Raw genomic sequence first — 25626 nt, 5'->3', positions numbered from 1 at the left:
CCGGCTCAGGCCGTCTTCATGATGTCGGCGGTGAAGTTCTGCACCCGCTGGAGCAGGGCCTCACCGCGCATCGCGATCGTCGCGGGCGGGTTGAGGTGCGGCGGCGCGGTGCGGATGAGCATCGAGCAGCCGAGGTCCTCGCAGATGTACGACCCGATGGTGTTCCCGTTCCGGCCGGACTCGCCGGCACGTGCCGCCGAGAAGAGGCGCACCTGGGTGGCCGGCTGCGGCGAGTGGCAGAACGAGCACATCGCGGCGATGCCGGCGCGCAACGACCCGCCGGCCGAGCGGACGACGATCCCGACGGGGCGGTCGTCGATCCAGGAGACGATGTAGCCGCGGCGAGCGGCCTGCGGGTCACGCCAGCCCAGGAACTCGCGTTCGTCCCAGAGCATCTCGTGCAGGCCGGGGATCGGCAGCTGCGCGAGCTCGTCGGGGGTGGCGTTCACGAACGACGATCGGATGTCGGCTTCGGTCAGTGGCTTCACGGTGCGACCACTGTATGCCTCGCCCCCGACAGCGCGCTGCTCCAGGACAGGCGCGCCGGTGTGGGTGCTGTCTCGGATCGTCCGCGGTGGCGCTGCTCAGGACAGGCGGGAGGCGCGGATCGCCCCGAGCGCACCCGTCCCGTCCGCCACCAGCACCGCCCGGCGCAGGGCGTCGCGTCCGACGCGACGGGCCGCGGCGTCGTCGGCTGCGAACTCGACGAGCACACGCGTCGAGCGCGCCATGGCGCGCGCGCCCGGCACCCACGGGACCGCACGCTCGATCGATTCGGCGACCCCGACCGCGATCGCGTGGTGCTGGGTCAGGTGGGCGCGTTCGTGGGCGACCACGGCCTCCAGTTCGTCGGTGCGCAACCGGTCTGCCAAGCCGGTGCTGACGAGCACGCCACCGCTCCGACCGGGCACGGCGCACGCCAGTGCGTGGTCGGCCTCGACCACGGCGACGGGCGTGCCGTCGATCTCGCGGTGCGGCGCGACGCCGGAGCGCATCGCCCGACGGACGGCCTCGTGTTCGGGGCCGGGGCGCACCCGGACCGCGACGACGAACGCGAGCACCGCGAGCACGGCGACGCCGACGTTGAAGCCGTGGGTGGGCGACCCGTCTCCGCCCAGGAGGTCGGTGACCGGACGGTCCGCGACCACGACGAGGGCGATGCCGACGACGAAGCCGACCACGCCGAGCAGGACGGCGACGGACCAGCACACCAGGGCGGTCCGCGGCCGGTCGATCGTCCAGGCGGACCGGGTCAGCACCCGCGGCGCGAACACGACGACCAGCAGGGCGAGGACGACGAGCACGATGCCGGTGACGACCACGGTGCAGTGCCGGTCAGGAGCGGGCGCGGGCGTCGAGCGCGCGGCGCAGGGCCTCGAGGTCGTCGGAGGCGAGCGAACCCGTGAAGCGCAGCAGTGCGGCCTCGCGGTCGGACGAGGCGGCGAGCGCACTCGACATGAGCGAGGCGGTCTGCTCGTCGCGGCTGTGCACGGCACGGAAGGTCAGGGGAGCGTCGTCGTGCTGCTCCCGTTCCACCTGGCCCTTGCGCCCGAGCCGGTCGAGCACGGTGAGGACGGTCGTCAGCGCGGGGCGGGGCTCCGGGAACGCGTCGAGCACCTGGCGTGCGGTGAGCCCGGCATCGGCGGAGCGGAGCGCGTCGAGCACCGCCTGCTCCAGCTGCCCACGGGGGCGCGATCGTTGTCCGGCCATCCCCGCATTCTACGAGATGTCGAAGGCCCGGCCCCGACACACGCCCGTAACGCGGCCTCGCTATGCTCGTCGGCGGACAACTGAACACACCGGCCGCTCATCCGTCGCGGGAGACGCCGTGCACGTGCCCCCGGGCACGCCGTGCCCTCGGGCGCACGCACGGCACCGAAGGAGCAATCCCCCCGTCAATCTCTCAGGTCCCACACCGCAGCGGACAGGCCACTCTGAAAAGCAGACGCTCGGTCGTCTCGCCCACGGTGAAAGCCGCCGGACCTCACGGGCCGCGGTGAAACTCTCAGGCCCATGACAGAGGGGGAGTTCCACCCGGCGATCGTCGCCGGGTCCTGTCGATGCCAGGAGAACTCCGCCATGAGTCCGTCCCCGTTGCGATCCTCACCGCTCGAAGCCGCGCACGAAGCCGCCGGTGCCACGTTCACCGACTTCGCCGGCTACCGCATGCCCGTCCGGTACTCGTCCGACCTCGCCGAGCACCACGCGGTGCGCTCGGCCGCCGGCGTGTTCGACCTGTCGCACATGGCCGAGGTCGGGGTGACCGGCCCCGAGGCGGTCGCGTTCCTCGACCACGCGCTCGCCGGCTCCTTCGGCGCGATGCCGGTCGGCCGCGCGAAGTACTCGCTCCTGCTCGCGGACGACGGCGGGATCCTCGACGACCTCGTCGTGTACCGCACGGACACGGACGTCTTCCTCGTCGTCGCCAACGCGTCGAACCGCGACGTCGCGGTCGCGGCGTTGCAGGAGCGCAGCAGCGGGTTCGACGTCGAGGTCTCCGACGACTCCGACACCACCGCGCTCGTCGCGATCCAGGGCCCCGCCGCCGCCGGCACGCTCGACGCCCTCGTGGTCGCCGACCGCCTGCAGCCGGAGACCCCGCTCGACGAGCTCGGCTACTACCGCGCCCTGCACGCGCTGTTCGACGGCGCCGAGGTCCTCGTCGCCCGCACCGGGTACACCGGCGAGGACGGCTTCGAGCTGTACGTCGACCCGACGGTCGCCGGCACCCTGTGGGACGCCCTGCTCGAGGCCGGTGCCGACCGTGGTGTCGTCCCCGCCGGGCTGGCAGCACGCGACACCCTGCGCCTCGAGGCCGGCATGCCGCTCTACGGGCACGAGCTCGGCACCGACGTCCGTCCGGCACAGGCCGGGCTCGGCCGGGTCGTGGCGAAGGACGGCGACTTCGTCGGTGCCGCCGGGGTGACCCCCGCCGAGGACGCCCGCGTGCTCACCGGCCTGGTGACCGAGGGTCGCCGCGCACCCCGCGCCGGGTACGACGTCGTGCTCGACGGCACGGTCGTCGGCACCGTCACCTCCGGGGCGCTCTCGCCGACGCTCGGGCACCCCGTCGCCATGGCCTACGTCGACCCGGCCGCGCTCGCCGCGGTGTCCGACGGGGGACAGGTCCTGCACATCGACGTCCGCGGTACGGCCATCCCCAGCGCCGTCACCGCGTTCCCCTTCTACCGCCGCGCCACGAAAGGCTGAAGCCATGACCGACCAGACCGCACTGCAGTACACCGCCGACCACGAGTGGCTGCTCGTCGAGGGCGACACCGTCACCGTCGGCATCACCGACCACGCCGCCGAGCAGCTGGGGGACGTCGTCTTCGTCGAGCTCCCCGCCGTCGGCACGGCGACCACCGCCGGCGAGCAGATCGGCGAGATCGAGTCGACCAAGAGCGTCGGCGAACTGTTCGCACCGATCGAGGGCGAGGTCGTCGCGATCAACGACGCCGTCGTCGACGCCCCGGACACCGTCAACCACGACCCGTTCGGCACCGGCTGGCTCGTGAAGATCAAGGTCGAGGGCACGTCCTTCCCCGAGGACCTCATGGACCACGACGCGTACCGGGCCTCCATCGCATGACCGCGTCCGAGAACCTCCAGACGTCCTTCGCCGACCGCCACATCGGCACCACCCCGGCCGACCAGCAGACCATGCTCGAGGCCGTCGGGCAGTCCTCGCTCGACGCCCTGGTCCGGGCCGCGATCCCGGAGTCGATCCACGTCGGTCCGGTCACCGACTCGGTGATCCCGGCCGCCGTCGGCGAGACCGAGGCGCTCGCCGAGCTCCGTGCGAAGGCCGGCCGCAACACGGTCCGCCGCGCCATGATCGGTCTCGGCTACCACGGCACGCACACCCCCGCGGTGATCCAGCGCAACGTGCTCGAGAACCCGAGCTGGTACACGGCCTACACGCCGTACCAGCCCGAGATCTCGCAGGGTCGGCTCGAGGCGCTCATCAACTTCCAGACCATGGTGTCGGACCTGACCGGCATGGCCACCGCCGGTGCCTCGATGCTCGACGAGGGCACCGCCGTGGTCGAGGGCATGCTCCTCGCCCGCCGCGCCTCGAAGGTCAAGGGCGACGCGTTCCTCGTCGACGCCGACCTGCTGCCGCAGACCCGCGCGCTGCTCGACCACCGCGCGGACGCCGTCGGCATCGAGCTCCGCACCTTCGCGGTCGACGCCGGCCCGTCCGACGAGCAGCTCGAGGGCGCCTTCGGCGTCATCGTGCAGTACCCGGGTGCCTCCGGCCGCGTCGTCGACCCCTCGTCGGTGATCGAGCGCGTCCACGCCGGTGGCGGCATCGCCGTCGTCGCCGCCGACCTGCTCGCGATGACGCTGCTCGCCAGCCCCGGCGACCTCGGCGCCGACGTCGCCGTCGGTACGAGCCAGCGCTTCGGCGTCCCGCTCGGCTTCGGCGGCCCGCACGCCGGGTACCTCGCCGTCCGCGCCGGGCTCGAGCGCCAGCTGCCCGGTCGCCTGGTCGGGGTGTCCTTCGACGCCGACGGCGCGATGGCCTACCGCCTCAGCCTGCAGACCCGCGAGCAGCACATCCGTCGCGAGAAGGCGACGAGCAACATCTGCACGGCGCAGGTCCTGCTCGCCGTGATGGCCTCGATGTACGCGGTCTACCACGGGCCCGAGGGCCTGCGCTTCATCGCGCACCGCGTCGCCCGCACGACGTCCGCGCTCGCCGCGGTCGCCCGTGACGCCGGCGTGCAGGTCGTGCACGCCGCCTTCTTCGACACGCTGACCCTGCGTGCCGACGGCCGCGCCGAGGCGATCGTCGCCGACGCCCAGCGTGCCGGCTACCTGCTGCACGTGGTGGACACCGACACGTTCCAGCTGTCCGTCGACGAGACGACCACGCCGGACGACGTCGTCGCCCTCGCCGGTGTGTTCGGGGCGGTGGACGCGACCGTCCCCGCGACCGAGACCGCCGTGCGCGACGCGGCCACGGGCCTCCCGACCGGGCTGGAGCGCGCGAGCGAGTACCTGACGCACCCGGTGTTCAGCGCGCACCGCAGCGAGACCCGCATGATGCGGTACCTCAAGCACCTGGCGGACAAGGACTACGCGCTCGACCGCGGCATGATCCCGCTCGGCAGCTGCACGATGAAGCTCAACGCGGCGACCGAGATGGCCGCCGTGACCTGGCCGGAGTTCGCGAACATCCACCCGTTCGCACCGCGTGAGGACGTCGAGGGGTACCTCGACATGATCGGCGACCTCGAGTCCTGGCTCGCCGAGGTCACCGGGTACGACACGGTGTCGCTGCAGCCGAACGCCGGCAGCCAGGGCGAGCTCGCCGGCCTCCTCGCCATCCGCGGGTACCACCTGGCGAACGGCGACGCCGCCCGCACCGTCTGCCTCATCCCGTCGAGCGCGCACGGCACGAACGCCGCGTCCGCCGTCCTCGCCGGCATGAAGGTCGTCGTGGTCGCGTGCGACGAGAACGGCAACGTCGACCTCGAGGACCTGCGCGCCAAGACCGCGCAGCACGGGGAGCAGCTCGCGGCGCTCATGATCACGTACCCGTCGACGCACGGTGTGTACGAGCACGACATCCGCGAGGTCTGCGACGCCGTGCACGACGCCGGCGGCCAGGTGTACGTCGACGGTGCGAACCTCAACGCGCTGCTCGGGCACGCGCGGTTCGGGGACTTCGGCGGCGACGTGTCGCACCTCAACCTGCACAAGACCTTCTGCATCCCGCACGGCGGCGGCGGGCCCGGTGTCGGTCCGGTCGCGGCGAAGGCGCACCTCGCGCCCTACCTGCCGGGGCACCCGTTCGCGCAGCAGGCCGACCGGCGGTCCGGCTCGACCGGAGCCGAGGCCGACGACCGCCTGGCACACGCCGGAGGCCCGGTCAGCGCGGCGCCGTACGGCAGCCCGAGCATCCTGCCCATCACCTGGACCTACGTGCGGATGATGGGACTCGAGGGGCTCACCCGTGCGACCGAGGCGGCCGTGCTCGGGGCGAACTACATCGCGGCCCGGCTGCGCGACGCGTTCCCCGTGCTCTACACGGGCGAGAACGGGCTCGTGGCGCACGAGTGCATCCTCGACCTGCGCCCGCTGCGCGACACGACGGGCATCACGGTGGACGACGTCGCGAAGCGGCTCGTCGACTACGGCTTCCACGCCCCGACGATGTCGTTCCCGGTGGCGGGCACGCTCATGGTCGAGCCCACGGAGAGCGAGGACCTCGCCGAGCTGGACCGCTTCGTCGACGCGATGCTCGCCATCCGGGCCGAGGCCGCTGCCGTGGAGCGCGGCGAGTGGCCGGCGGACGACAACCCGCTCGTGCACGCCCCGCACACGGCGTCGTCGGTCATCTCGGGGGAGTGGACCCACGCCTACACCCGCGAGCAGGCCGTCTACCCGCTGCCCGGCATCAGCGGACGGAAGTACTGGCCGCCGGTGCGGCGCATCGACCAGGCCTACGGCGACCGCAACCTGGTGTGCGCCTGCCCGCCGATCGAGGCCTTCGCCTGACCGGTGTCGCCTGACCGTGTCGTGCCCCGTCCGGACCACTCCGGGCGGGGCACGACCGCGTCCGGGGGAGTACGGCGGGGCTGGCCGACTCCCCGCCGGTGGGCCGTTCCCGGACAGGTGTCGCTTGCACAAGGTGGTGCTGGAGCGCAACGATGTCGATGCAGATGCAACAAAGTCGCGGTTGCTCCCGACGGGCGCGCGAATCTTGCATCCTCCCGCAACGATCGTGCAAGTTGGTTACCGGCTTGTAACCGATCGCCCCAGGGTTTGGAGGGTCCTCCCGTCCTTGCCTACAGTGCAAGGGTCAAACGCGCCGGGCGACACCGCTGTGCCCTGCGCGTCCCATGCACCAGGAGGAACCTTGATCAAGAAGCGCGCCGGGCTCGCAGCCCTCGCCGTGCTCGGGGCCACAGCACTCGCCCTGACCGCCTGCTCCAGCAACAACAACAACGGAGGTGGCTCCGGGGCGGCGAACGCGTCGGGCATCGTCACCACCAACGGCAGCGAGCCGCAGAACCCCCTCATCCCGTCGAACACCACCGAGACCGGTGGCGGCAAGATCATCGACTCGCTCTTCGAGGGCCTCGTCTCGTACGACGCCGACGGCAAGCCGGTCAACGAGGTCGCGAAGAGCATCGACACCGATGACTCGAAGACCTTCGACATCACGCTGAACACGAACTACACGTTCACGAACGGCGAGAAGGTCACCGCGGAGTCCTTCACGAAGGCGTGGGACTGGGCTGCCCAGTACTCCAACAAGCAGAGCGCGAGCTACTTCTTCGAGAACATCGAGGGGTTCAACGCCGAGAAGGACTCGGAGCTCACCGGCCTCAAGGTCGTGGACGACGACGAGTTCACCGTCACGCTGAAGTCGGCGCAGTCGGACTTCCCGCTGTCGCTCGGCTACACGGCCTTCGTGCCGCTGCCCTCGGCCTTCTACGACGACACCAAGGCCTTCGGTGAGAACCCGATCGGCAACGGCCCGTACAAGCTCGACGGCAAGTCCGCCTGGACCCACAACCAGTCGATCAAGCTGGTCACCAACAAGGACTACGAGGGCAAGCGCAAGCCGAAGAACGGTGGTCTGACGATCACGTTCTACACCTCGCAGGACACCGCCTACGCCGACGCGCAGGGCGGCAACCTCGACGTCCTCGACGCCGTGCCGGACAGCGCCTTCCAGACGTACAAGTCCGACTTCCCGGACTCGAACGTCAACCAGCCGGCCGCGATCTTCCAGGGCATCTACCTGCCCTACTACCTCGACCACTGGAAGGGCGAGGAAGGCAAGCTCCGCCGCGAGGCCGTCTCGATGGCCATCAACCGCAAGGAGATCACCGACAAGATCTTCGACGGCACCCGCACCCCGGCCAAGGACTTCACGTCCCCGGTCATCGCCGGCTGGAACGGCGACCTCGAGGGCTCGGACGTCCTGGACTACAACGCCGACGAGGCGAAGAAGCTCTGGAAGCAGGCCGACGAGATCTCGCCGTACAACGACACCCTCACCATCTCGTACAACGCTGACGGCGGCCACGAGGCATGGGTGACCGCGGTCACGAACTCGATCGCCAGCACGCTGGGCATCAAGGCCGAGGGCAACGCGATCCCGACGTTCCAGGAAGCGCTGGACATCCAGACGAACGACAAGCTCAAGGGCGGCAGCCGCACCGGTTGGCAGGCGGACTACCCGTCGCTGTACAACTTCCTCGGCCCGACCATGGGTGAGGGCTCGTCGAGCAACTACGCGCGCTACGACTCCAAGGAGTACAACGAGCTGCTCGCCAAGGGCCGTTCGTCCGCGACCGTCGAAGAGGGCAACAAGGTCTTCGACCAGGCTCAGGAGCTCCTGTTCCAGGACCTGCCGGAGATCCCGCTCTGGTACTCCAACGTGACCGGTGTCTGGAACGCCGACAACGTGTCGAACGTCAAGTTCGGCTGGAACTCGGTGCCGCTGTACTACGACATCGAGGTCAAGAACTGATCTAGGTCTCCTCGAGACCGAACGCGGAGCAGGTATCCTGCTCCGCGACCACCGGACGGGGGTTCGGGGACCACACAGGTCTCCGAGCCCCCGTACCTCGGCGGCAACACCTTCCCCCACAACGCGGGCGCCGTCGCCCGCACCGGACACCCGTGCCGACCCTCGGACCGTCCACCCCACACGACATGAACCTGATCGACATCGCTCCGGACCGGGCAGGGATCTGATGCTCTGGTACCTCGGCAAGCGCCTCCTGCAACTCATCCCCGTGTTCTTCGGGGCCACGTTCCTCATCTACTTCATGGTCTTCTCGCTGCCCGGCGACCCGATCGCCGCGCTGTTCGGCGACCGACAGCCGTCGCCGCAGGTGATCGAGCAGCTGCGCCAGCAGTACAACCTCGACAAGCCCTTCCTGGTGCAGTACCTGCTCTGGATCGGCGGCGTCTTCCGCGGCGACCTCGGCCTGACGTACTCGGGTCTGCCGGTCAGCTCGCAGCTCGCCCAGGCGTTCCCGATCACGGCTCGCCTGGCGATCCTGGCGCTCGTCTTCGAGTCGGTCGCCGGCATCGTCGTCGGTGTCATCGCCGGCCTCCGCAAGGGCAAGCTGTTCGACGCCACCGCGCTCGTCGTGAGCCTGCTGCTCATCTCGGTGCCGACCTTCGTCGTCGGCTTCCTGCTGCAGTACGTGCTCGGCATCAACCTCGGCCTGTTCCGCGTGACCGTGTCCGGTGACGCGCCGTGGTCCGAGCTGGTCCTGCCCGCGATCGTGCTGGCGTCGGTGTCCTTCGCGTACATCGTCCGCCTGACCCGGGCGAGCGTCGCCGAGAACACGAGCGCCGACTTCGTCCGCACCGCGACGGCCAAGGGCCTGCCGCGGCGCCGGGTGATCGGGGTGCACATCTTCCGCAACTCGCTCATCCCCGTGGTGACCTACCTGGGCGTCGACATCGGCAGCCTGATGGTCGGTGCGGTCGTCACCGAGGGAATCTTCAACATCAACGGTGTCGGCGGCACGGTCTTCCGCGCCGTCAAGCTCGGCGAGGGCCCCACGGTCGTGTCGTTCGTCGCCGTGATGGTCATCATCTTCATGCTCGCCAACCTCCTGGTCGACCTGCTCTACGCCGTCCTGGACCCGAGGATCCGCTATGCCAAGTAACGCCGCACCCCGTTCGGCGACGCACTACGTCGCCCCGATCGAGGAGACCCCGCTCCAGGCGGTCGACCAGGTCAACGAGGACGAGAAGACCCGCTCCACCTGGACCGACGCCTGGGACGCGATGCGCACCCGACCGATGTTCTGGGTGTCCGCGATCCTCATCCTGCTCGTCCTCGTCGTGGCGGTCTTCCCCGGGCTGTTCACGCACGTCGACCCGCGCGCCGCGACCCTGGCGAAGAGCAACGAGGGCCCGGAGCCCGGGCACATCCTCGGCTACAACCGCCAGGGCTACGACGTGTTCTCGCGCACCATCTGGGGCGCCCGGAACTCGGTCATCGTCGGTCTCGTCGCGACGCTGCTGGTCTCGATCGTCGGCATCGTCGTCGGTGCCATCGCCGGTTTCTACGGCGGCTGGATCGACACGATCGTGTCCCGCATCGCGGACATCTTCTTCTCGATCCCGACCATCCTCGGCGCGATCGTCATCATGTCGGTGATCCCGGCCCGGAACGCCATCACGGTGGCCCTGGTGCTCGCGGCGTTCGCCTGGCCGCAGATCGCCCGCATCATGCGCGGTGCCGTGCTCAGTGCGAAGCAGTCCGACTACGTGATGGCCTCGGCCGCGCTCGGCGTCGGCCGGTTCACCACGCTCGTCCGCCACGTCATCCCGAACGCACTCGCGCCGGTCATCGTCGTCGCGACCGTCTCGCTCGGCACGTTCATCGTGGCCGAGGCGACCCTGTCGTTCCTCGGCATCGGGCTGCCGACCTCGGCGCTCAGCTGGGGTCTCGACATCGGCACCGCGCAGACGTCGATCCGCACGACGCCGTCGACGATCTTCTGGCCGTCGGCCGCCCTGTCCATCACCGTGCTCGCGTTCCTGCTCCTCGGCGACGTGGTCCGCGACGCACTCGACCCGAAGGCGAGGGCCCGTCGATGACCGGAACGCTCACCGATCCCAGCACCCGGCGCGCCGGCGCCGAGGGCGCTCCGCTCCTCGAGATCACCGACCTGCAGGTCGGCTTCCGGACGCAGAGCGGCCTCGTCCAGGCCGTGCGCGGCGTCAACCTCACCCTTGAGCAGGGCGAGCGCCTGGCCATCGTCGGCGAGTCCGGTTCGGGCAAGTCGACCAGCGCCCAGGCGATCATCAAGCTCCTGCCCGGCACCGGTCAGGTGACCGGCGGGTCGATCAAGTTCAACGGGCGCGAGCTCGTCGGGCTGAACGACAAGGAGATGTCGGAGATCCGCGGGAAGGAGATCGGCTACGTCCCGCAGGACCCGATGTCGAACCTCAACCCGCTGTGGTCGATCGGCTTCCAGGTCGAAGAGGCCATCCGCGCGAACGGGCAGGCCACCGGCAAGAAGGCCGTCCGGGAGCGTGCCATCGAGGTGCTGAAGGAGGCGGGCCTCGGCGATGCCGCGAACCGCCTCAAGCAGTACCCGCACGAGTTCTCCGGCGGCATGCGGCAGCGCGTGCTCATCGGCATCGGTCTGTCGAGCCGCCCGCAGCTGCTCATCGCCGACGAGCCGACGAGCGCGCTCGACGTCACCGTGCAGCGCGTCATCCTCGACCACCTCGAGACCCTGACGCGCGACTACGGCACGAGCGTGCTGTTCATCACGCACGACCTCGGCCTCGCCGCCGAGCGCGCCGAGAAGCTCGTCGTGATGTACAAGGGCCAGGTCGTCGAGGCGGGTCCCTCCAAGGAGATCCTCGCCAACCCGCAGCACCCGTACACGCAGCGCCTCGTCGCGGCGGCTCCGTCGCTGGCCAGCCGTCGCATCCAGTCGAAGGTGCAGCACGAGCAGATCTCGATCGCCGACGTCGGCAGCGACGACGCCGAGCTCATCGCCCGGGCACAGGAGCGGGAGCAGCGTCCGGCCGAGGACCTCATCGTGGTGAAGAACCTGCAGAAGGTCTACAAGCTCCGCGGCAAGAACCTCGCCTCGCGCGAGCTGAAGGCCGTCGACGACGTGTCGTTCGCGATCCCGAAGGGCACCACCACGGCGCTCGTCGGCGAGTCGGGCTCGGGCAAGTCGACCGTGGCGAAGCTCGTCCTGCAGCTCGAGAGCATCACGAGCGGCACCGTGCAGTTCGACGGCACCGACATCGGCGCGCTGAAGGGCAAGGCGCTCTTCGACTTCCGTCGTCGCGTGCAGCCCGTCTTCCAGGACCCGTACGGCTCGCTGGACCCGATGTACAACGTCGGGAACACGATCGCGGAGCCGCTGTCCACGCACAAGGTCGGCGACAAGGCGTCCCGCCGCGCGCGGGTGCTCGAGCTGCTCGACCAGGTCGCCCTGCCGAAGTCGATGGTGAACCGCTACCCGAACGAGCTCTCGGGCGGGCAGCGGCAGCGCATCGCCGTCGCCCGTGCGCTCGCGTTGAAGCCCGACGTCATCGTCCTCGACGAGGCCGTCTCCGCACTCGACGTGCTCGTGCAGGGGCAGATCCTCGACCTGCTCACCGAACTGCAGACCGAGCTCGGGCTGACGTACCTGTTCATCACGCACGACCTCGCGGTCGTCCGCCTCGTCGCGGACAACGTGTGCGTCATGCGCCGAGGGCAGATCGTCGAGAAGGCGACGACCGACGAGGTCTTCGCCGACCCGAAGGAGCAGTACACGAAGGACCTCCTGGCAGCCATCCCCGGCGCCGGGTTCGAGTTCGGACGCTGATCCACCTGGACACCAACGAGGCCGGACGCCCCGTCACCCTGCGCAGTGGTCGCGGGGGAGCGGTGGCGGCCGGCCTCGTCGCCGTCCTGGGCGCCTTCCTGCTCGTCGACGCGGGCGTCCGCGGCAGCTGGGACGTCGTGCTCCGTGCCCTCGGACCGATCGTCGTCCTCGTCTGGGTCCTCTGGGTCCTGACGTACCGCCCGCACATCCGCATCGACGACGCGGCCGTCACGGTCGTCAACCCGCTCCGGCGCACGGTGGTGCCGTGGTCGGCGGTCGCCGATGTGCGGCTCCGCTGGCAGATCGTCGTCGAGACGACCTCCGGCCGTCGCGTGCAGTGCTGGGGCGGGCCGTCGCTGCCCCGGCCGAAGCCGGCGAAGCGCGGCGAACGCGCCGTGCTCCGGCAGCCCGACGAGATGACCGTCCTGCTCGACCGCTGGTCCGAGCGGCGTGACGCCGCCGGTGGCGACGTCGTCCGCGGCTGGGACCGCCCGGCGCTCGTGGCCGGCGCCGTCGCGCTGGCCCTGCTGGTGGTCTCGCTGCTCGCCGTGACCCTGGGCAGCTGAGGCGCTCGCCTCCGCGACCACGGACGGACGGGAGGCCCGGTGCCAGCTGGCACCGGGCCTCCCGTCCGTCTCCGCGCGCGTCCACTGCCCCGCTTCGTGAGGAGGAGGTGTCGGGTGCGCGGCCCGGACCCGACCGCTTCTGCTCAGCATCCGATGCGGCGGGCGGGAGGCGGGCCTCCCGTCCGGCACCTTGCGTCCGCCGCCCCGCTTCGTGAGCAGAAGGTGTCGGATGCGCTGCCCGGACCCCCGTGCCAGCGCTCAGACGACGGCGCCGACCCGCTCGGTGAGCAGGTGCTCCTGGTCGGTCTGGATGCACGCGACCCCGCGGCCGTGCACGTCCTGCAGGCGCGGGTCCACGGTGCGGCACTGCTCCTGGCGGCCCTCGTCGAGCAGCTGGTAGAGCGGGCAGCGGGTGCGGAAGCGGCAGCCGTCGATGCGTTCGGTGGGCGAGGGCAGGTCGCCCTCGAGCAGGATCCGGCCGCGCGCTGCCTCGGCCGACGGGTCCGGCACGGGCACCGCGGAGAGCAGCGCACGGGTGTACGGGTGCTGCGGGTCCGAGAACACCCGGTCGCCGTCGCCGTACTCGACGATGCGGCCGAGGTACATCACGGCGACGTCGTCGGCGATGTGCCGCACGACGGACAGGTCGTGCGCGACGAACAGGTAGGACAGTCCGAGCCGGTGCTTGAGGTCCTCGAGCAGGTTGATGACGCCGGCCTGCACGGAGACGTCGAGCGCGGAGACCGGCTCGTCGAGCACGAGGATCTTCGGCTCGACGATGAGCGCGCGGGCGATGCCGATGCGCTGGCGCTGCCCGCCGGAGAACTCGTGCGGGTACCGGTCGATGTAGCTCGGCTCGAGGCCGACGAGCTCGAGGGCCTCGCGCACCCGGCGACGGATCTCGTCCTTCGCCACCCCGTGCACGGTGAGCGGTTCGCCGATCACCGAACCGATGTCCAGGCGCGGGTCGATCGACGCCATCGGGTCCTGGAAGACGACCTGGATGTCGCTGCGGAGCGACCGACGGTCGCTCTTCGACAGCGACGCGGTGTCCACCCCGTTCACCCGGATGGTGCCCTGCTGGGCGCCGGCGAGCTCGAGGATCTCCATGATGGTCGTCGTCTTGCCGCAGCCGGACTCGCCGACCAGGCCGAGGACCTGACCGCGCTTCAGGGTGAGGGAGATGCCGTCCACGGCGTGCACCTCGCCGATCTGCCGGCGGAAGAGCGCGCCCTTGGTGAGCGGGAACGTCTTCACCACGTCGGTGAGCTCGAGCACGACGTCGTCGCCGTGGTCGATGGTCGACTCGGGGACGTCCTCGGGGCGCGGGAAGATCTCCGAGCGCTCGAGGGTGCCGGCGGCGATCTCGTCGCGCCGGATGCACGCGGCGGTGTGCTCGTCGAGCAGGGTGCCGTTGCCGATCGTGGGCACGGCGCCGGTGAGCACGGGGTTGTCGCCGCTCTGCGGGACGGTCGGGGCGACCAGTGCGGGCTCGCCCTCGCGGCAGGCATCGAGGACGGCGGGGCAGCGGTCGGCGAAGGGGCACCCGGTCGGCTTCGCGGTGAGCAGCGGCGGCCGGCCCTCGAGGGGGACGAGCCGTTCGGTGCGCGCCGCGGTCATGTTCGGCATCGAGCGGAGCAGCCCGATCGTGTACGGCATCACCGGCTCGCGGAAGAGCGGTTCGACCGGGGCGGTCTCGACGATCCGGCCCGCGTACATCACGGCGACGCGGTCCGCGTTGCCGGCGACGACGCCGAGGTCGTGCGTGATGAGGACGACGGCGGCACCGGTCATGTCCTTCGCGGTCTGCAGGACGTCGAGGACCTGTGCCTGGATCGTCACGTCGAGTGCCGTCGTCGGCTCGTCGGCGATGATGAGCTTCGGGTCGTTCGCGATGGCGATCGCGATCATCGCCCGCTGGCGCATGCCGCCGGAGAACTCGTGCGGGAATGCGTCGAGCCGGCGGGCCGGGTTCGGGATGCCGACGACGCGGAGCAGCTCCTCGGCGCGCACGCGGGCGGCGTGCTGCGTGAGGGCGCGGTCGTGCAGACGGAGACCCTCGATGATCTGCTGACCGATCGTGTACACGGGCGTCAGTGCCGAGAGCGGGTCCTGGAACACCATGGCGATGTCCCGACCGCGCAACCGCGACAGCTCGCGGTCGTTCTGGCCGAGGAGTTCCTGGCCGTCGAAGCGGATGCTCCCGGTGACGTGGGCGGACGAGGGCAGCAGCCCCATCACGGCCATCGAGGACACCGACTTGCCGGAGCCGGACTCGCCGACGATGCCGAGGAACTCGCCGGGGGCCACCGAGTAGTCGACCCCGCGGACGGCGTAGACCGGCTTCGTCTTCGGGTTGAACGTGACCGAGAGGTCGGAGACGGTCAGCAGCGGCTCAGTCACGGTTGGCTCCGGAGGTCGGGTCGATGGCGTCGCGCAGGGCGTCGCCGAGCAGGCTGGTCGAGAGCACGGTCGCGACGAGGGTCGCGGCGGGCAGGACGAAGAGCCACGGGCGGGTGACGGCGGACTGGCTGCCGGCGGCGAGGAGCGTGCCGAGGGACACGTCCGGCACCTGGATGCCGAAGCCGAAGAAGCTCAGCGAGCTCTCCGCCAGGATCATCGCGCCGACGCCGAGCGTGGCGTCGATGATGAGCAGCGACGCGACGTTCGGCAGGATGTGCCGGCGGATGATCGTGAACGAGGGCACACCCATGAACCGGGCGGCCTTCACGTAGTCGCGTTCGCGCAGGGACATCGTCTGTCCGCGGATCACGCGGGCCATGATCATCCAGCCGAAGATCGCCAGGCCGATGATGAGCGCCAACCAGCTGAGGTTCTTGAACACCGGGCTGAGGAGCACGAGTGCGTAGAAGGACGGGATGACGAGCAGCAGGTCGATGCCCCAGACGAGGGCGCGGTCGATGAACCCGCCGAAGTAGCCCGCGATCGCACCGACGATGCCCGCGATCAGGGTCGCGGCCGGACCGGCGATGAGGCCGATGAGCAGCGACTTCTGCAGGCCGACCAGGGTCTGCGCGTAGATGTCCTGGCCGATGTCGTTCGTACCGAACCAGTGCGCGGCGCTCGGCGGCATGCCGAACGCGAGCCCGTCGGAGTCGACGGCGTTCCAGTGGTACAGGTGCGGGCCGACGAACGCCCAGAGCAGGATGAGCAGCAGGGCGCCGCCGCCGATCCGCGCCCGCCAGGTGCGGAAGACCTTGCGCCAGAGCGGTGTGCGCCCGCCCGTCACCTCGATGACGTGCGCCGGCTCGCCGGCCGAGCCGTCGCCGGGGTCACCGGCGGTGGTCGTGGTCGTGGGGTCGAGTACGGACATGGGTCACACCCTCACTCGCGGGTCGAGCGCGGCGTACAGCAGGTCCGCGAGGGTCCCTGCGATGAGCACGAGGATCGCCGTGAAGAGGATCGTGCCCGACGCCGCGTTGATGTCGTTGTTGGTGATGCTCGTGATGAAGTACTCGCCCATGCCGTGCCAGCTGAACACGAGCTCGGTGATGCTCGCGCCGGTCAGGATGAGCCCGAACGAGTAGGCGAAGAAGGTGGACATCGGGATGAGCGCGACGCGGACACCGTGCCGCATGATGGCCGATCCCCGCGTCCGGCCCTTCGAACGCGCGGTCCGGATGAAGTCGTTCGAGAGCACGTCGAGCATCGCGGAGCGCTGGTAGCGCGAGTACGACGCGACGGCGCCGACCGTCAGCGAGATCGTCGGCAACAACAGGTGCACCAGCCGGTCGCCGAGCACCGGGAAGAACCCGGTCACCCCCGGGGTGTACTCACCGGTGAACCGGATGGCCTGCACGCCGAGGCCCTGGTTCAGGGCGGTCGTCAGGATCATGAGCACGACGGCGATCACGAAGGTCGGCGTCGCGAGGACGGCGAAGGACAGGTAGGTCGACACCTGGTCCGACGCGCGGTACTGCCGGACGGCGTTCCAGACACCGAGCAGCACACCGAGCAGCGCACCGAGCAGGCTCCCGATCACGAGCAGCCGCAGGCTCGTGCCGGACCGGGCGATGATGTCGGCCGTGACCTCGGTGCCGCGCGTGCTGAGCCCGAGCGAACCGTGGGTCACGAGGCCGACCCACCAGTCCCAGGTGCGGACGATCAGCGGGGTCCCCGGATCGGCGCCGAGCTTCTGCAGCGACGCGTCGATCGTGCCCTGCGGCACCGCCGGGTTGCGGCCGAGGAACCGGGCCGCCGGGTTGAGCGTCGTGCTGGCGAGGATGTAGCCGAGGGTGGTCGCCACGATCGTCAGGATGACGTAGTTGACGATCCGCTTCGCGATGAAGGCAAGCATTCGTGTGACCTCGTGGGGTACGGCCGTCCGTCCGGACGGCGTTGTCGGTGGCGACAGGTTAGCCGGTCCGGGCAGGCGGGTGGGACAACGGAAGTGACGCTATGCAACATTCGTTACGAGCATGTTTCGATTGACGGCACAGGCTCTTGTGGAGCCTTCGGATGTGACTAGGGTTCTCAACCAACAGACGTGACGGCCGGGGGTCGGTCGCGTTCCAGCGCTCCGGCGCGAACCACACGAAAGGGAATCCTCGCCATGCGAAAGAGGATCAAGGGCATCGGTGTGCTCGCCACCGCGGCGGCTGCCGTCGTCGTCCTGGCCGGCTGCTCCGGCGGCGGGAGTGCTGGCAACAGCAGCTCCCCGGTCGCCGAGTCGTCGCTGAAGTCGACGGGTTGGACCGTCGCGGACCGCGCCGACGTCAAGGACGGCGGGTCCATCACCCTGCCGATCGACTCGGCTCCGGCCAACTGGCAGCTGCTCAACCTGGACTCGGGGACCGTGGACGACACCACGATCTCGCAGACCTACCTGCCGAGCTTCATCCAGTTCAAGGAGAACGGCGAGTGGGAGGCGAACAAGGACTACGTCGACTCGATCGAGCTGACGAAGGACTCCCCGCAGACCGTCGAGATCAAGATCAACCCGAAGGCCGTCTGGTCCGACGGGACGCCGCTGTCCGCGAAGGACGTCATCGCCAACTGGAAGGCGCTGAACGGCTCGGACAAGGCCTTCGCACCGCTGGCCACCAACGTCTGGGAGGACGTCGACTCGGTCAAGCAGGGCTCCGACGAGCGTGACGTCATCGTCACCTTCTCGAAGACGAACGCCGACTGGGCGAGCGTCTTCACCGCGATCTACCCGTACTGGGCGGTCGACACCCCCGACCACTTCAACAAGGCGTGGGCCAAGGGCCCCTACGAGGCCGACGGGAAGACCTACGTCTCCGGTGGCCCGTACATCCTCAAGTCCTTCGACGCCAACGGTGGCGTCGTGACCTTCGAGAAGAACAGCAAGTGGTGGGGCGACCCGGGCAAGCTCGACACCATCGTCTTCAAGACGGTGTCGCGCGACGGCGTCGCACAGGCCTACGGCAACAAGGAGCTCGACGCGTTCAACCTGAACGGCAGCGCCGACAACTTCAAGACCGCCAACTCGCGCTCCGACTCGAAGATCGAGCGCTCGCTCGGCACCACGCAGCGCCAGATCACGCTGAACGGCACCTCGGACGTCTTCAAGGACCAGGAGGTCCGTCAGGCCTTCGCGCAGGCCATCAACCGCAAGGTGCTGGCCCAGGCCATCCTGTCCCCCGTCAAGAGCCCCGGTGACGTGCTGAACAACCTGACGTTCCTGCCCGGCCAGAAGGGCTACGAGGACGACGTGACGAGCGTCTACGGCTACGACACCGCCAAGGCGAAGAAGAAGCTCGAGGACGCCGGCTACACGATCGGCTCCGACGGCTACGCCACGAAGGGCGGCAAGGCGCTCGAGGTCCGCTTCGTGATCCCGTCGGACAACCCGAACTCGGCCAACGTCGCGCAGCTCGTGCAGCAGCAGACGAAGGCGGCCGGCTTCAAGGTCACCATCGACACCGTCCCGACGGACGACTTCTTCACGAAGTACATCACCACGACGACGCGTGACTTCGACGCCACGTACTTCGCGTGGCAGGGCACGCCGTTCCCGATCTCGTCGCTGAAGTCGATCTACTACCCCGCCGACGCCGGTCAGAACTACACCGGTGTCACCGACGACTCGCTCGGCGAGGCCTGGGACACCGCCAACGGTGAGCTCGACCCCGACGCGCGCATCAAGGACGCGCAGGAGATCGACAAGAAGATCGTCGCCGTCGCCGGCACCATCCCGCTGTTCGCCGAGCCCTACGCCTGGGGGGTGCGGAAGGACCTGGTGAACTACGGTCCCTCGCAGTTCCAGCAGTCCTCGGTGAAGTGGCAGGACGTGGGCTACACCGAGTAGCCACCGGTCGCACGACCCGCGACGACACCCCCGACGTCACACGACGTCGGGGGTGTCGTCCGTCGTCGGAGCGTCACACCCTCACAGCCGTGCCGCGGCGAGGGACGCCGCGACGCCGAGCACCACGAACGCCAGGACGGTCCAGCCGTGGACGCGGTGCGTGATCGGCGCAGCCGTCACGGTCGCCGGGGGCGGGCCGTCCTGACGGACCGGAGCGGGTACCCGGGCCCGGATGCGCGCGGCCGCAGCGTCGACGTCGAGGTGATCCGTGCCTCCCGACCGGGTCTCGGTGCCCGTCCCGAGCACGGCGAGCCGCGCCGTCGGGCGGGTGGCGATCCAGACGCGGCGGACGCCCTCGCTGGTCACCACCTCGAGGCCGTACTTCGTCCGCACGTCCGTGATGCGCGACCACGTGACCTCGCTCGTGCGCCGGACGTCCACGATGCGCAGTGCGTCGGGCGTGAGCTCGAGCCGCGGGCGCCAGAGCGCCGCCCACGCGACGAACGCGACGCAGATGCTCGGGATCGGGGCGAGCCAGGGCGAGCCGCCGCCGACCAGCGCGAGCGGGACCATGACGACGGCCACGATCCACAGGACGACGGCCAGACGGCGGAGACCCAGGGCGACGATCGTGGTGTGCACCGGACGAGGCTACGAGATGCCTCCCCGGGAACGCCCGGGGAGCGGGTGTGACACACCGGCGCGTACCTCCGGACGACCCGATTCCCCGGGGAGGCAGATCCAGTTCGGACCGCTCGTAGACGTCAATGGTCACCGCCCCCAGTTCGGGTGTCAACACCCCACGGGCACCGATTCCGGGATCGCCACGCCGGACGGTGCGTGATCCGGCCGACGGGCCGCGTGCCGGTCAGGCGACGAGGAGCTCCACCTGGTGGCGGATCGCCTCAGCCTTCGGGAACCGCAGGCCGACCAGCCCGACGTGCCGCCAGCGCACGAGTCCGTCCGGGCCGATGACGAACACCGAGCGGCGCAGCGGCAACCCCGGCGCGTTGACCCCGTACGCGCGGATGACCTCGCCGCTCGTGTCGCTCAGCAGGGGGAAGGTGAGCGACGAGCCGCGGGCGAAGGCCTCGTGCGAGTCGAGCGCCTGCGGGCTGATGCCCCACACGACGGCGCCGAGGTCGGCGAAGTCGTCGAGCTCCTCCTGGTAGCTGCAGAGCTGCGCGGTGCAGACCGGGGTGGCGTCGCCGGGGTAGAACGCGAGCACGAGGGGACGGCCGACGACGGACGACCGCGAGTACTCGTCGTCCGCCCGCACGCCACCGCGCACGATCATGCCGGGCAGGGTGAAGTCCGGTGCGGGCTCGCCGACGGCGGGGATGCTCATGCGCTCACGGTAGGGGTGCCGGACGGGTACGTCCCCTCGGCGCGCTGGACGGACACCGTGGATGCGCTCAGGGTCGCCCGTGGGTGCACCGGTGCACGGGCGCTCGTGCTCGGGCGGGCGCTCAGCTGAAGAGCTGCGGGAACGCGTGCGCCACCCAGGGGTAGCCGACGAACACCACTGCGTCGAGCAGGCAGTGCGTGACGACGAGCGGCAGCAGTCGCCCCCACTTCGTGTAGATCCACCCGAACACGATCCCCATCACCGCGTTCCCGACGAACGCGCCGAAGCCCTGGTACAGGTGGTAGCTGCCCCGCAGCACCGCCGTCGACAGGATCACTTGCCACCGGCCCCACCCGAGGTCGCCGAGCCGGGCGTACAGGTACCCGATGACGATCACCTCCTCCTGCAGGCCGGAACGGACCGCGGACAGCAGCAGGACGGGCACCGTCCACCAGTAGGAGTTGAGCGCCGCCGGGTCGACCGCCACCGTGATGCCGAGCGCACGCCCCGCGAAGTACAGGGCGAGGCCGGGGACCCCGATGCAGAGGGCGATGAGCGCCGGCCCGCCGAGGTCCGGCTTCACGCGGAACCGGTCGATCCCGAGCCGACCGAGGTGCGGGCGCGACGAGCTCCAGAGCAGGTAGCAGACGAGCGCCACCGGGGCCAGGTCCACCGCGATCCCGAGCAGCTGCCGCGCCAGGTCGACGTACTGCACCGTCGTCGACGAGGTGTTGAGGGCCGTGGACTGCTCGCCGAGCGGGGTCGGCTGCGACAGGTCGTCGATGATCTGCAGGATCGAGTACAACGCGCTGCCACCGAGTGAGAGCAGGAGCACGATCGTGATCTCGACCCACGTTCGCCGTCGGCTCATGCCCTGTACTCCTGTCGATTGCGAACTACCGGTAGACTGGCGTGTCGGGCGTTCTGCCCACGGGTGCGGTGCTGTCAAGTCGCTGGCCCGACACTCACCCAGAAATCGAAGGATGTCCTGTATGGCGCTCGCCACCCGGTCCGACCTGCGCAACGTCGCCATCGTGGCACACGTCGACCACGGCAAGACCACCCTCGTCGACGCGATGCTCACGCAGACGAACTCGTTCGACGCCCACTTCGAGGGCGAGGACCGGATGATGGACTCGAACGACCTCGAGCGCGAGAAGGGCATCACGATCCTCGCGAAGAACACCTCGGTGCTCTACAACGGGAAGCACGCGACCGAGTTCGGCTCCGACGGTCCCATCACCATCAACGTGATCGACACCCCCGGCCACGCCGACTTCGGTGGCGAGGTCGAGCGCGGTCTGTCCATGGTCGACGGTGTCGTCCTGCTCGTCGACGCGTCCGAGGGCCCGCTGCCCCAGACCCGCTTCGTGCTCCGCAAGGCGCTCGCCGCGAAGCTCCCGGTGATCCTGCTCGTCAACAAGACGGACCGCCCCGACTCCCGCATCGACGAGGTCGTCTCCGAGTCGCAGGACCTGCTCCTCGGCCTGGCGTCCGACCTGTCGGACGAGGTCGACGACCTCGACCTCGACGCGATCCTCGACGTCCCCGTGGTCTACGCCTCGGGTCGCGCCGGTGCCGCGTCGCGCAACAAGCCGGCCGACGGCTCGCTGCCCGACAACGAGGACCTCGAGCCGCTGTTCGAGGCCATCCTGCAGCACGTCCCCGCGCCGAAGTACGACGACCAGCACCCGCTGCAGGCCCACGTCACCAACCTCGACGCGTCGCCGTTCCTCGGCCGCCTCGCGCTGCTCCGCATCTTCCACGGCACGATGAAGAAGGGCCAGACGGTCGCGTGGGTCAAGCACGACGGCACCGTCGCGAACGCCCGCATCACCGAGCTCCTCATCACCAAGGCGCTCGAGCGCTACCCGGCCGAGTCGGCGGGCCCCGGTGACATCGTCGCCGTCGCCGGCTTCGACACGATCACCATCGGTGAGACCCTGACCGACCCCGAGGACGTCCGCCCGCTGCCGACCATCACGGTCGACGACCCGGCGATCTCGATGACGATCGGCACGAACACCAGCCCGCTCGTCGGCAAGGTCAAGGGCCACAAGCTCACCGCCCGCATGGTCAAGGAGCGCCTCGACCGCGAGCTCATCGGCAACGTCTCGCTCAAGGTCCTCGACATCGGTCGTCCGGACGCCTGGGAGGTCCAGGGCCGTGGTGAGCTCGCGCTCGCCATCCTGGTCGAGCAGATGCGTCGCGAGGGCTTCGAGCTCACCGTCGGCAAGCCGCAGGTCGTCACGAAGCGTGACGAGAACGGCAAGCTGCAGGAGCCGTACGAGCACATGACGATCGACACGCCGGAGGAGTACCTCGGCGCGATCACGCAGCTCATGGCCGCCCGCAAGGGCCGCATGGAGAACATGACGAACCACGGCACCGGCTGGGTGCGCATGGAGTTCATCGTCCCGTCGCGCGGCCTCATCGGCTTCCGCACGTCGTTCCTGACCGAGACCCGCGGCACCGGCATCGCGAACGCGATCTCGCACGGCTACGACGAGTGGGCCGGCCCGATCCAGACCCGCATCAACGGCTCGATCGTGTCCGACCGCTCGGGCGTCGTCACGCCGTTCGCCATCACGAACCTCCAGGAGCGGATGACGTTCTTCGTCAACCCGACCGAAGAGGTCTACGAGGGCATGGTCATCGGCGAGAACTCGCGCGCCGACGACATGGACGTCAACATCACGAAGGAGAAGAAGCTCACGAACATGCGTTCGGCGAATGCCGACTCCTTCGAGTCGATGACGCCGTCGCGCCAGCTCTCCCTCGAGGAGTGCCTGGAGTTCGCGCGCGAGGACGAGTGCGTCGAGGTCACCCCCGACGCCGTCCGCATCCGCAAGGTCGAGCTCGACGCGCAGGCCCGCCAGCGCTCGTACGCCCGCCTGAAGCGCCAGGACGCGTAAGCACCAGCGCGAGCGATACCCGGGAGGCCCGTCCTCCGTCCGACGGTCCGGTCACCTGCAACAGGTGGCCGGGCCGTTCGCGGTTGTACCGTGGTCAGCGTGACTCTCGACCTGCTCTCGATCTACCAGGACCTGCACGCCCACCCGGAGCTCGGCTTCCAGGAGCACCGCACCGCCGGTGTCATCACTGCGAAGCTCGCCGAGATCGGCGGGATCGAGGTGACGACGGGCGTCGGCGGCACCGGTGTCGTCGGTGTCGTGTCGAACGGCGAGGGCCCCGTGGTCTGGCTCCGTGCCGACATGGACGGCCTGCCGGTGCAGGAGCGCACCGGGCTGCCCTACGCGAGCGAGCACCGCGGCACCGACGAGGACGGCAAGGACGTCCCGACGATGCACGCCTGCGGCCACGACATCCACGTCACGTGGCTGCTCGGCACGTTGGAGCGCCTGGTGGCGTCCACGGGGGACTGGCGTGGCACGGTCGTCGCCGTGTTCCAGCCCGCGGAAGAAGTGATCTCCGGCGCCCGGGCGATGGTCGAGGACGGCCTGGCCGACCGGTTCCCGAAGCCGGACGTCGTGCTCGGTCAGCACTCCGCCCCGGCACCCGTCGGCATCGTCGCGGTCGGCACCGGCCCCGTGATGGCCTCGAGCGACCGGCTCACCGTCACGTTCAACGGCCGGGGCGCGCACGGCTCGGCGCCGCAGGCGTCCCTCGACCCGATCGTCACCGCGGCCTCGGCCGTGGTGCGACTGCAGACCGTCGTCGCACGCGAGGTCTCGCCCAGCGACGCCGGCGTCGTCACCGTCGGCAGCTTCCACGCCGGCACCCGGGCGAACATCATCCCCGACCAGGCCGTCATCGAGATCTCGACGCGTGCCCGCAACGAGGAGACCCGCGCGCGCATCATCGCCTCGATCGAGCGCATCGTGCGGGCCGAGAGCACCGCGGGTGGCCTGCCCGAGCCGACGATCACCCGCGCGCCGGGCGCCGAGGTGACGGTGAACGACGCCGAGGCCGCCGCCCGGGTGCTCGAGGCGGTCCGCGCCGTGGTGCCCGGGGCCCGCGACCTGGAGATCGGGCTCGCCATGGCGTCGGAGGACGTCGGCCAGCTCGCCACCGCTGCCGGAGCGCCGCTCGTGTACTGGTTCACGGGCATCACCGACCCGGAGCTCTTCCGCCGCGGCGCGGACATCCCGAGCAACCACTCGCCGTTCTACGCCCCGCAGGCCGAGACCGCGATCCCCGTCGGGGTCGACGCCCTCGTGGCCGCCACCCGCGCGTACGTCGGGGAGCGCTGAGGGCTCGGGGCCCTTGTCCGCGCCGAGGCTGCGCCGCGCGCGTGGGCCGCTCGTGCTCCGTGCCGCCTCGACGGACGCATTGAGTGCGCGTTCCGTCCCATCGCACGCGGCATGGGAAGCAGATCCGCGCGTCGGAGGCCAGACCAACCGCCCTCCTACGCGCGGTTCTGCTTCCCACGCGCGGTTCTGCTTCCCACGCGCGGAACGGCCACCCGCGCGCGGGAGGGCTGACCACGCGAGCGGGCGGAACCGGCCACGGCGCGGCAGGACGTTCCCAGGGGACTCACGCCGGGCCTCCCGGATGCTCCGTTACGGTCGCGACATGCGTTCTCTCCGTACCCCGCTGATCGCCGCCGTCGCTGCCGGCATCGCCCTGGCCGGACTCACCGGGTGCTCGTCCGAAGCGGTGCGCCAGGCCACCGACCTCGGTTCCTCGGTCGCGTCCGACGTGGCCGAGGGCGTGCGGGGCATCGACGGGGCTGCCATCCAGGACGGCATGTCCCAGGTGGCGGGCGGCATCGACGGTGCGCTCGACACGGCGCTCAAGGGTGCGGACGTGACCTCGGACGGCAAGGTGCCGGACGGGTTCCCGTCGGCCGGGGTGCCGCTCGTCGACGGCACCGTCCTCGGCGGGGGAGCGGGGCCGAACGGTTCCGGCTGGGTCGTGCAGGTCCGCGCTGCGTCCGTCGACGACTTCACCGCCGCGGCGCAGCAGCTGGCGGATGCCGGGTTCACCGAGTCCGCGAAGCGAGCGGACTCGTCGAGCGCGTTCGGCATGTTCCGCAGCGACGGGTACCGCGTCGTGCTCACGTTCTCGGACGCCGGAGAGGGCGGCGCGGGAGCGACCGCGACGTACATCGTCACACCCCGGTAG

At 70.2% G+C, this 25626-nt stretch carries 21 protein-coding genes and 1 riboswitch; of the genes, 12 read left to right on the top strand and 9 right to left on the bottom strand.

The genetic code is table 11. The features are described from left to right. Nucleotides 1–5: 5 nt before the first annotated feature. From BIU94_RS16655 to BIU94_RS16645, 3 genes are all read right to left on the bottom strand, one after another. A complete protein-coding gene (locus BIU94_RS16655) occupies nt 6–488 on the bottom strand; it encodes an FBP domain-containing protein (RefSeq protein ID WP_071263454.1) in 483 nt (160 codons plus the stop codon). Between the two features lie 96 nt (nt 489–584). After that, nucleotides 585–1322 carry a M56 family metallopeptidase gene (locus BIU94_RS18020; protein ID WP_071263452.1) on the bottom strand — a complete coding sequence of 246 codons (738 nt, stop codon included), beginning with the start codon at nt 1320–1322 and terminating at the stop codon, nt 585–587. Nucleotides 1323–1335: 13 nt separating this feature from the next. Then, on the bottom strand, nt 1336–1710 hold the full coding sequence (locus BIU94_RS16645) for a BlaI/MecI/CopY family transcriptional regulator (RefSeq protein WP_071263450.1): 375 nt from the start codon (nt 1708–1710) through the stop codon (nt 1336–1338). A 214-nt stretch (nt 1711–1924) separates the two neighbouring features. Continuing rightward, a riboswitch (glycine riboswitch) is annotated at nt 1925–2030 on the top strand. A 49-nt stretch (nt 2031–2079) separates the two neighbouring features. Between BIU94_RS16645 and gcvT the strand changes: the two genes are divergently transcribed. The 8 genes from gcvT (at nt 2080) to BIU94_RS16605 (ending at nt 12898) form a co-directional block, all read left to right on the top strand. After that, nucleotides 2080–3210 (top strand): glycine cleavage system aminomethyltransferase GcvT, encoded by a 1131-nt coding sequence (gene gcvT, locus BIU94_RS16640; RefSeq protein WP_071263448.1) that lies wholly within the window; start codon nt 2080–2082, stop codon nt 3208–3210. A 4-nt stretch (nt 3211–3214) separates the two neighbouring features. Beyond that, nucleotides 3215–3592, top strand: coding sequence for a glycine cleavage system protein GcvH (gene gcvH, locus BIU94_RS16635; RefSeq protein ID WP_071263446.1), 378 nt, complete (start codon nt 3215–3217; stop codon nt 3590–3592). Then, a complete protein-coding gene (gcvP, locus tag BIU94_RS16630; protein WP_071263444.1) occupies nt 3589–6510 on the top strand; it encodes an aminomethyl-transferring glycine dehydrogenase in 2922 nt (973 codons plus the stop codon). Before gcvH ends, gcvP begins: the two co-directional genes overlap by 4 nt. Nucleotides 6511–6871: 361 nt before the next feature. Continuing rightward, entirely contained in the window at nt 6872–8497 is a 1626-nt protein-coding gene (locus BIU94_RS16625) for an ABC transporter substrate-binding protein (RefSeq protein WP_071263434.1), read from the top strand. A 226-nt stretch (nt 8498–8723) separates the two neighbouring features. After that, nucleotides 8724–9653, top strand: coding sequence for an ABC transporter permease (locus tag BIU94_RS16620; RefSeq protein WP_071263431.1), 930 nt, complete (start codon nt 8724–8726; stop codon nt 9651–9653). Then, nucleotides 9643–10593, top strand: a complete 951-nt coding sequence (locus tag BIU94_RS16615) for an ABC transporter permease (RefSeq protein WP_071263411.1) — start codon at nt 9643–9645, stop codon at nt 10591–10593. Before BIU94_RS16620 ends, BIU94_RS16615 begins: the two co-directional genes overlap by 11 nt. Next, entirely contained in the window at nt 10590–12332 is a 1743-nt protein-coding gene (locus BIU94_RS16610) for an ABC transporter ATP-binding protein (protein WP_071263409.1), read from the top strand. Before BIU94_RS16615 ends, BIU94_RS16610 begins: the two co-directional genes overlap by 4 nt. 62 nt (nt 12333–12394) lie before the next feature. Further along, entirely contained in the window at nt 12395–12898 is a 504-nt protein-coding gene (locus BIU94_RS16605; protein WP_071263407.1) for a PH domain-containing protein, read from the top strand. Between the two features lie 258 nt (nt 12899–13156). Here BIU94_RS16605 and BIU94_RS16600 read toward each other — a convergent pair whose 3' ends face one another. The 3 genes from BIU94_RS16600 to BIU94_RS16590 are packed head-to-tail and all read right to left on the bottom strand — an operon-like array spanning nt 13157 to nt 17216. Continuing rightward, the gene (locus tag BIU94_RS16600) at nt 13157–15301 is read right to left on the bottom strand and encodes an ABC transporter ATP-binding protein (RefSeq protein WP_071263404.1); all 2145 of its coding nucleotides are present in this window, start codon (nt 15299–15301) and stop codon (nt 13157–13159) included. Further along, entirely contained in the window at nt 15294–16232 is a 939-nt protein-coding gene (locus BIU94_RS16595) for an ABC transporter permease (RefSeq protein ID WP_083404931.1), read from the bottom strand. Before BIU94_RS16595 ends, BIU94_RS16600 begins: the two co-directional genes overlap by 8 nt. 3 nt (nt 16233–16235) lie before the next feature. After that, nucleotides 16236–17216: an ABC transporter permease gene (locus BIU94_RS16590; RefSeq protein ID WP_071263395.1), complete on the bottom strand. Its 981-nt coding sequence runs from the start codon at nt 17214–17216 to the stop codon at nt 16236–16238. A gap of 255 nt (nt 17217–17471) precedes the next feature. On the opposite strand from BIU94_RS16590, the gene BIU94_RS16585 reads away from it, so the two are divergent. Continuing rightward, nucleotides 17472–19190 carry an ABC transporter family substrate-binding protein gene (locus tag BIU94_RS16585; RefSeq protein WP_083404930.1) on the top strand — a complete coding sequence of 573 codons (1719 nt, stop codon included), beginning with the start codon at nt 17472–17474 and terminating at the stop codon, nt 19188–19190. An 81-nt stretch (nt 19191–19271) separates the two neighbouring features. Here the strand turns inward: BIU94_RS16585 and BIU94_RS16580 are convergent, their stop codons facing one another. The 3 genes from BIU94_RS16580 to BIU94_RS16570 form a co-directional block, all read right to left on the bottom strand. After that, nucleotides 19272–19832, bottom strand: a complete 561-nt coding sequence (locus BIU94_RS16580) for a PH domain-containing protein (RefSeq protein ID WP_071263391.1) — start codon at nt 19830–19832, stop codon at nt 19272–19274. Between the two features lie 226 nt (nt 19833–20058). Then, a complete protein-coding gene (locus BIU94_RS16575; RefSeq protein WP_071263389.1) occupies nt 20059–20538 on the bottom strand; it encodes a peroxiredoxin in 480 nt (159 codons plus the stop codon). A gap of 121 nt (nt 20539–20659) precedes the next feature. Beyond that, entirely contained in the window at nt 20660–21409 is a 750-nt protein-coding gene (locus BIU94_RS16570; RefSeq protein ID WP_071263387.1) for a CPBP family intramembrane glutamic endopeptidase, read from the bottom strand. Between the two features lie 121 nt (nt 21410–21530). Between BIU94_RS16570 and typA the strand changes: the two genes are divergently transcribed. From typA to BIU94_RS17935, 3 genes are all read left to right on the top strand, one after another. Next, nucleotides 21531–23453 (top strand): translational GTPase TypA, encoded by a 1923-nt coding sequence (gene typA, locus BIU94_RS16565; protein ID WP_071263385.1) that lies wholly within the window; start codon nt 21531–21533, stop codon nt 23451–23453. Between the two features lie 99 nt (nt 23454–23552). After that, nucleotides 23553–24752 (top strand): amidohydrolase, encoded by a 1200-nt coding sequence (locus tag BIU94_RS16560; RefSeq protein WP_071263642.1) that lies wholly within the window; start codon nt 23553–23555, stop codon nt 24750–24752. A 322-nt stretch (nt 24753–25074) separates the two neighbouring features. Continuing rightward, complete coding sequence (locus tag BIU94_RS17935) at nt 25075–25626, top strand: hypothetical protein (protein WP_175472151.1); 552 nt, start codon at nt 25075–25077, stop codon at nt 25624–25626.

Source organism: Curtobacterium sp. MMLR14_006 (assembly GCF_001864985.1).
In the GTDB taxonomy this organism is placed as follows: Bacteria; Actinomycetota; Actinomycetes; order Actinomycetales; family Microbacteriaceae; genus Curtobacterium.
Note: the sequence above shows the minus strand (reverse complement) of the source record. Positions and strands in the feature narration are given on the sequence as shown.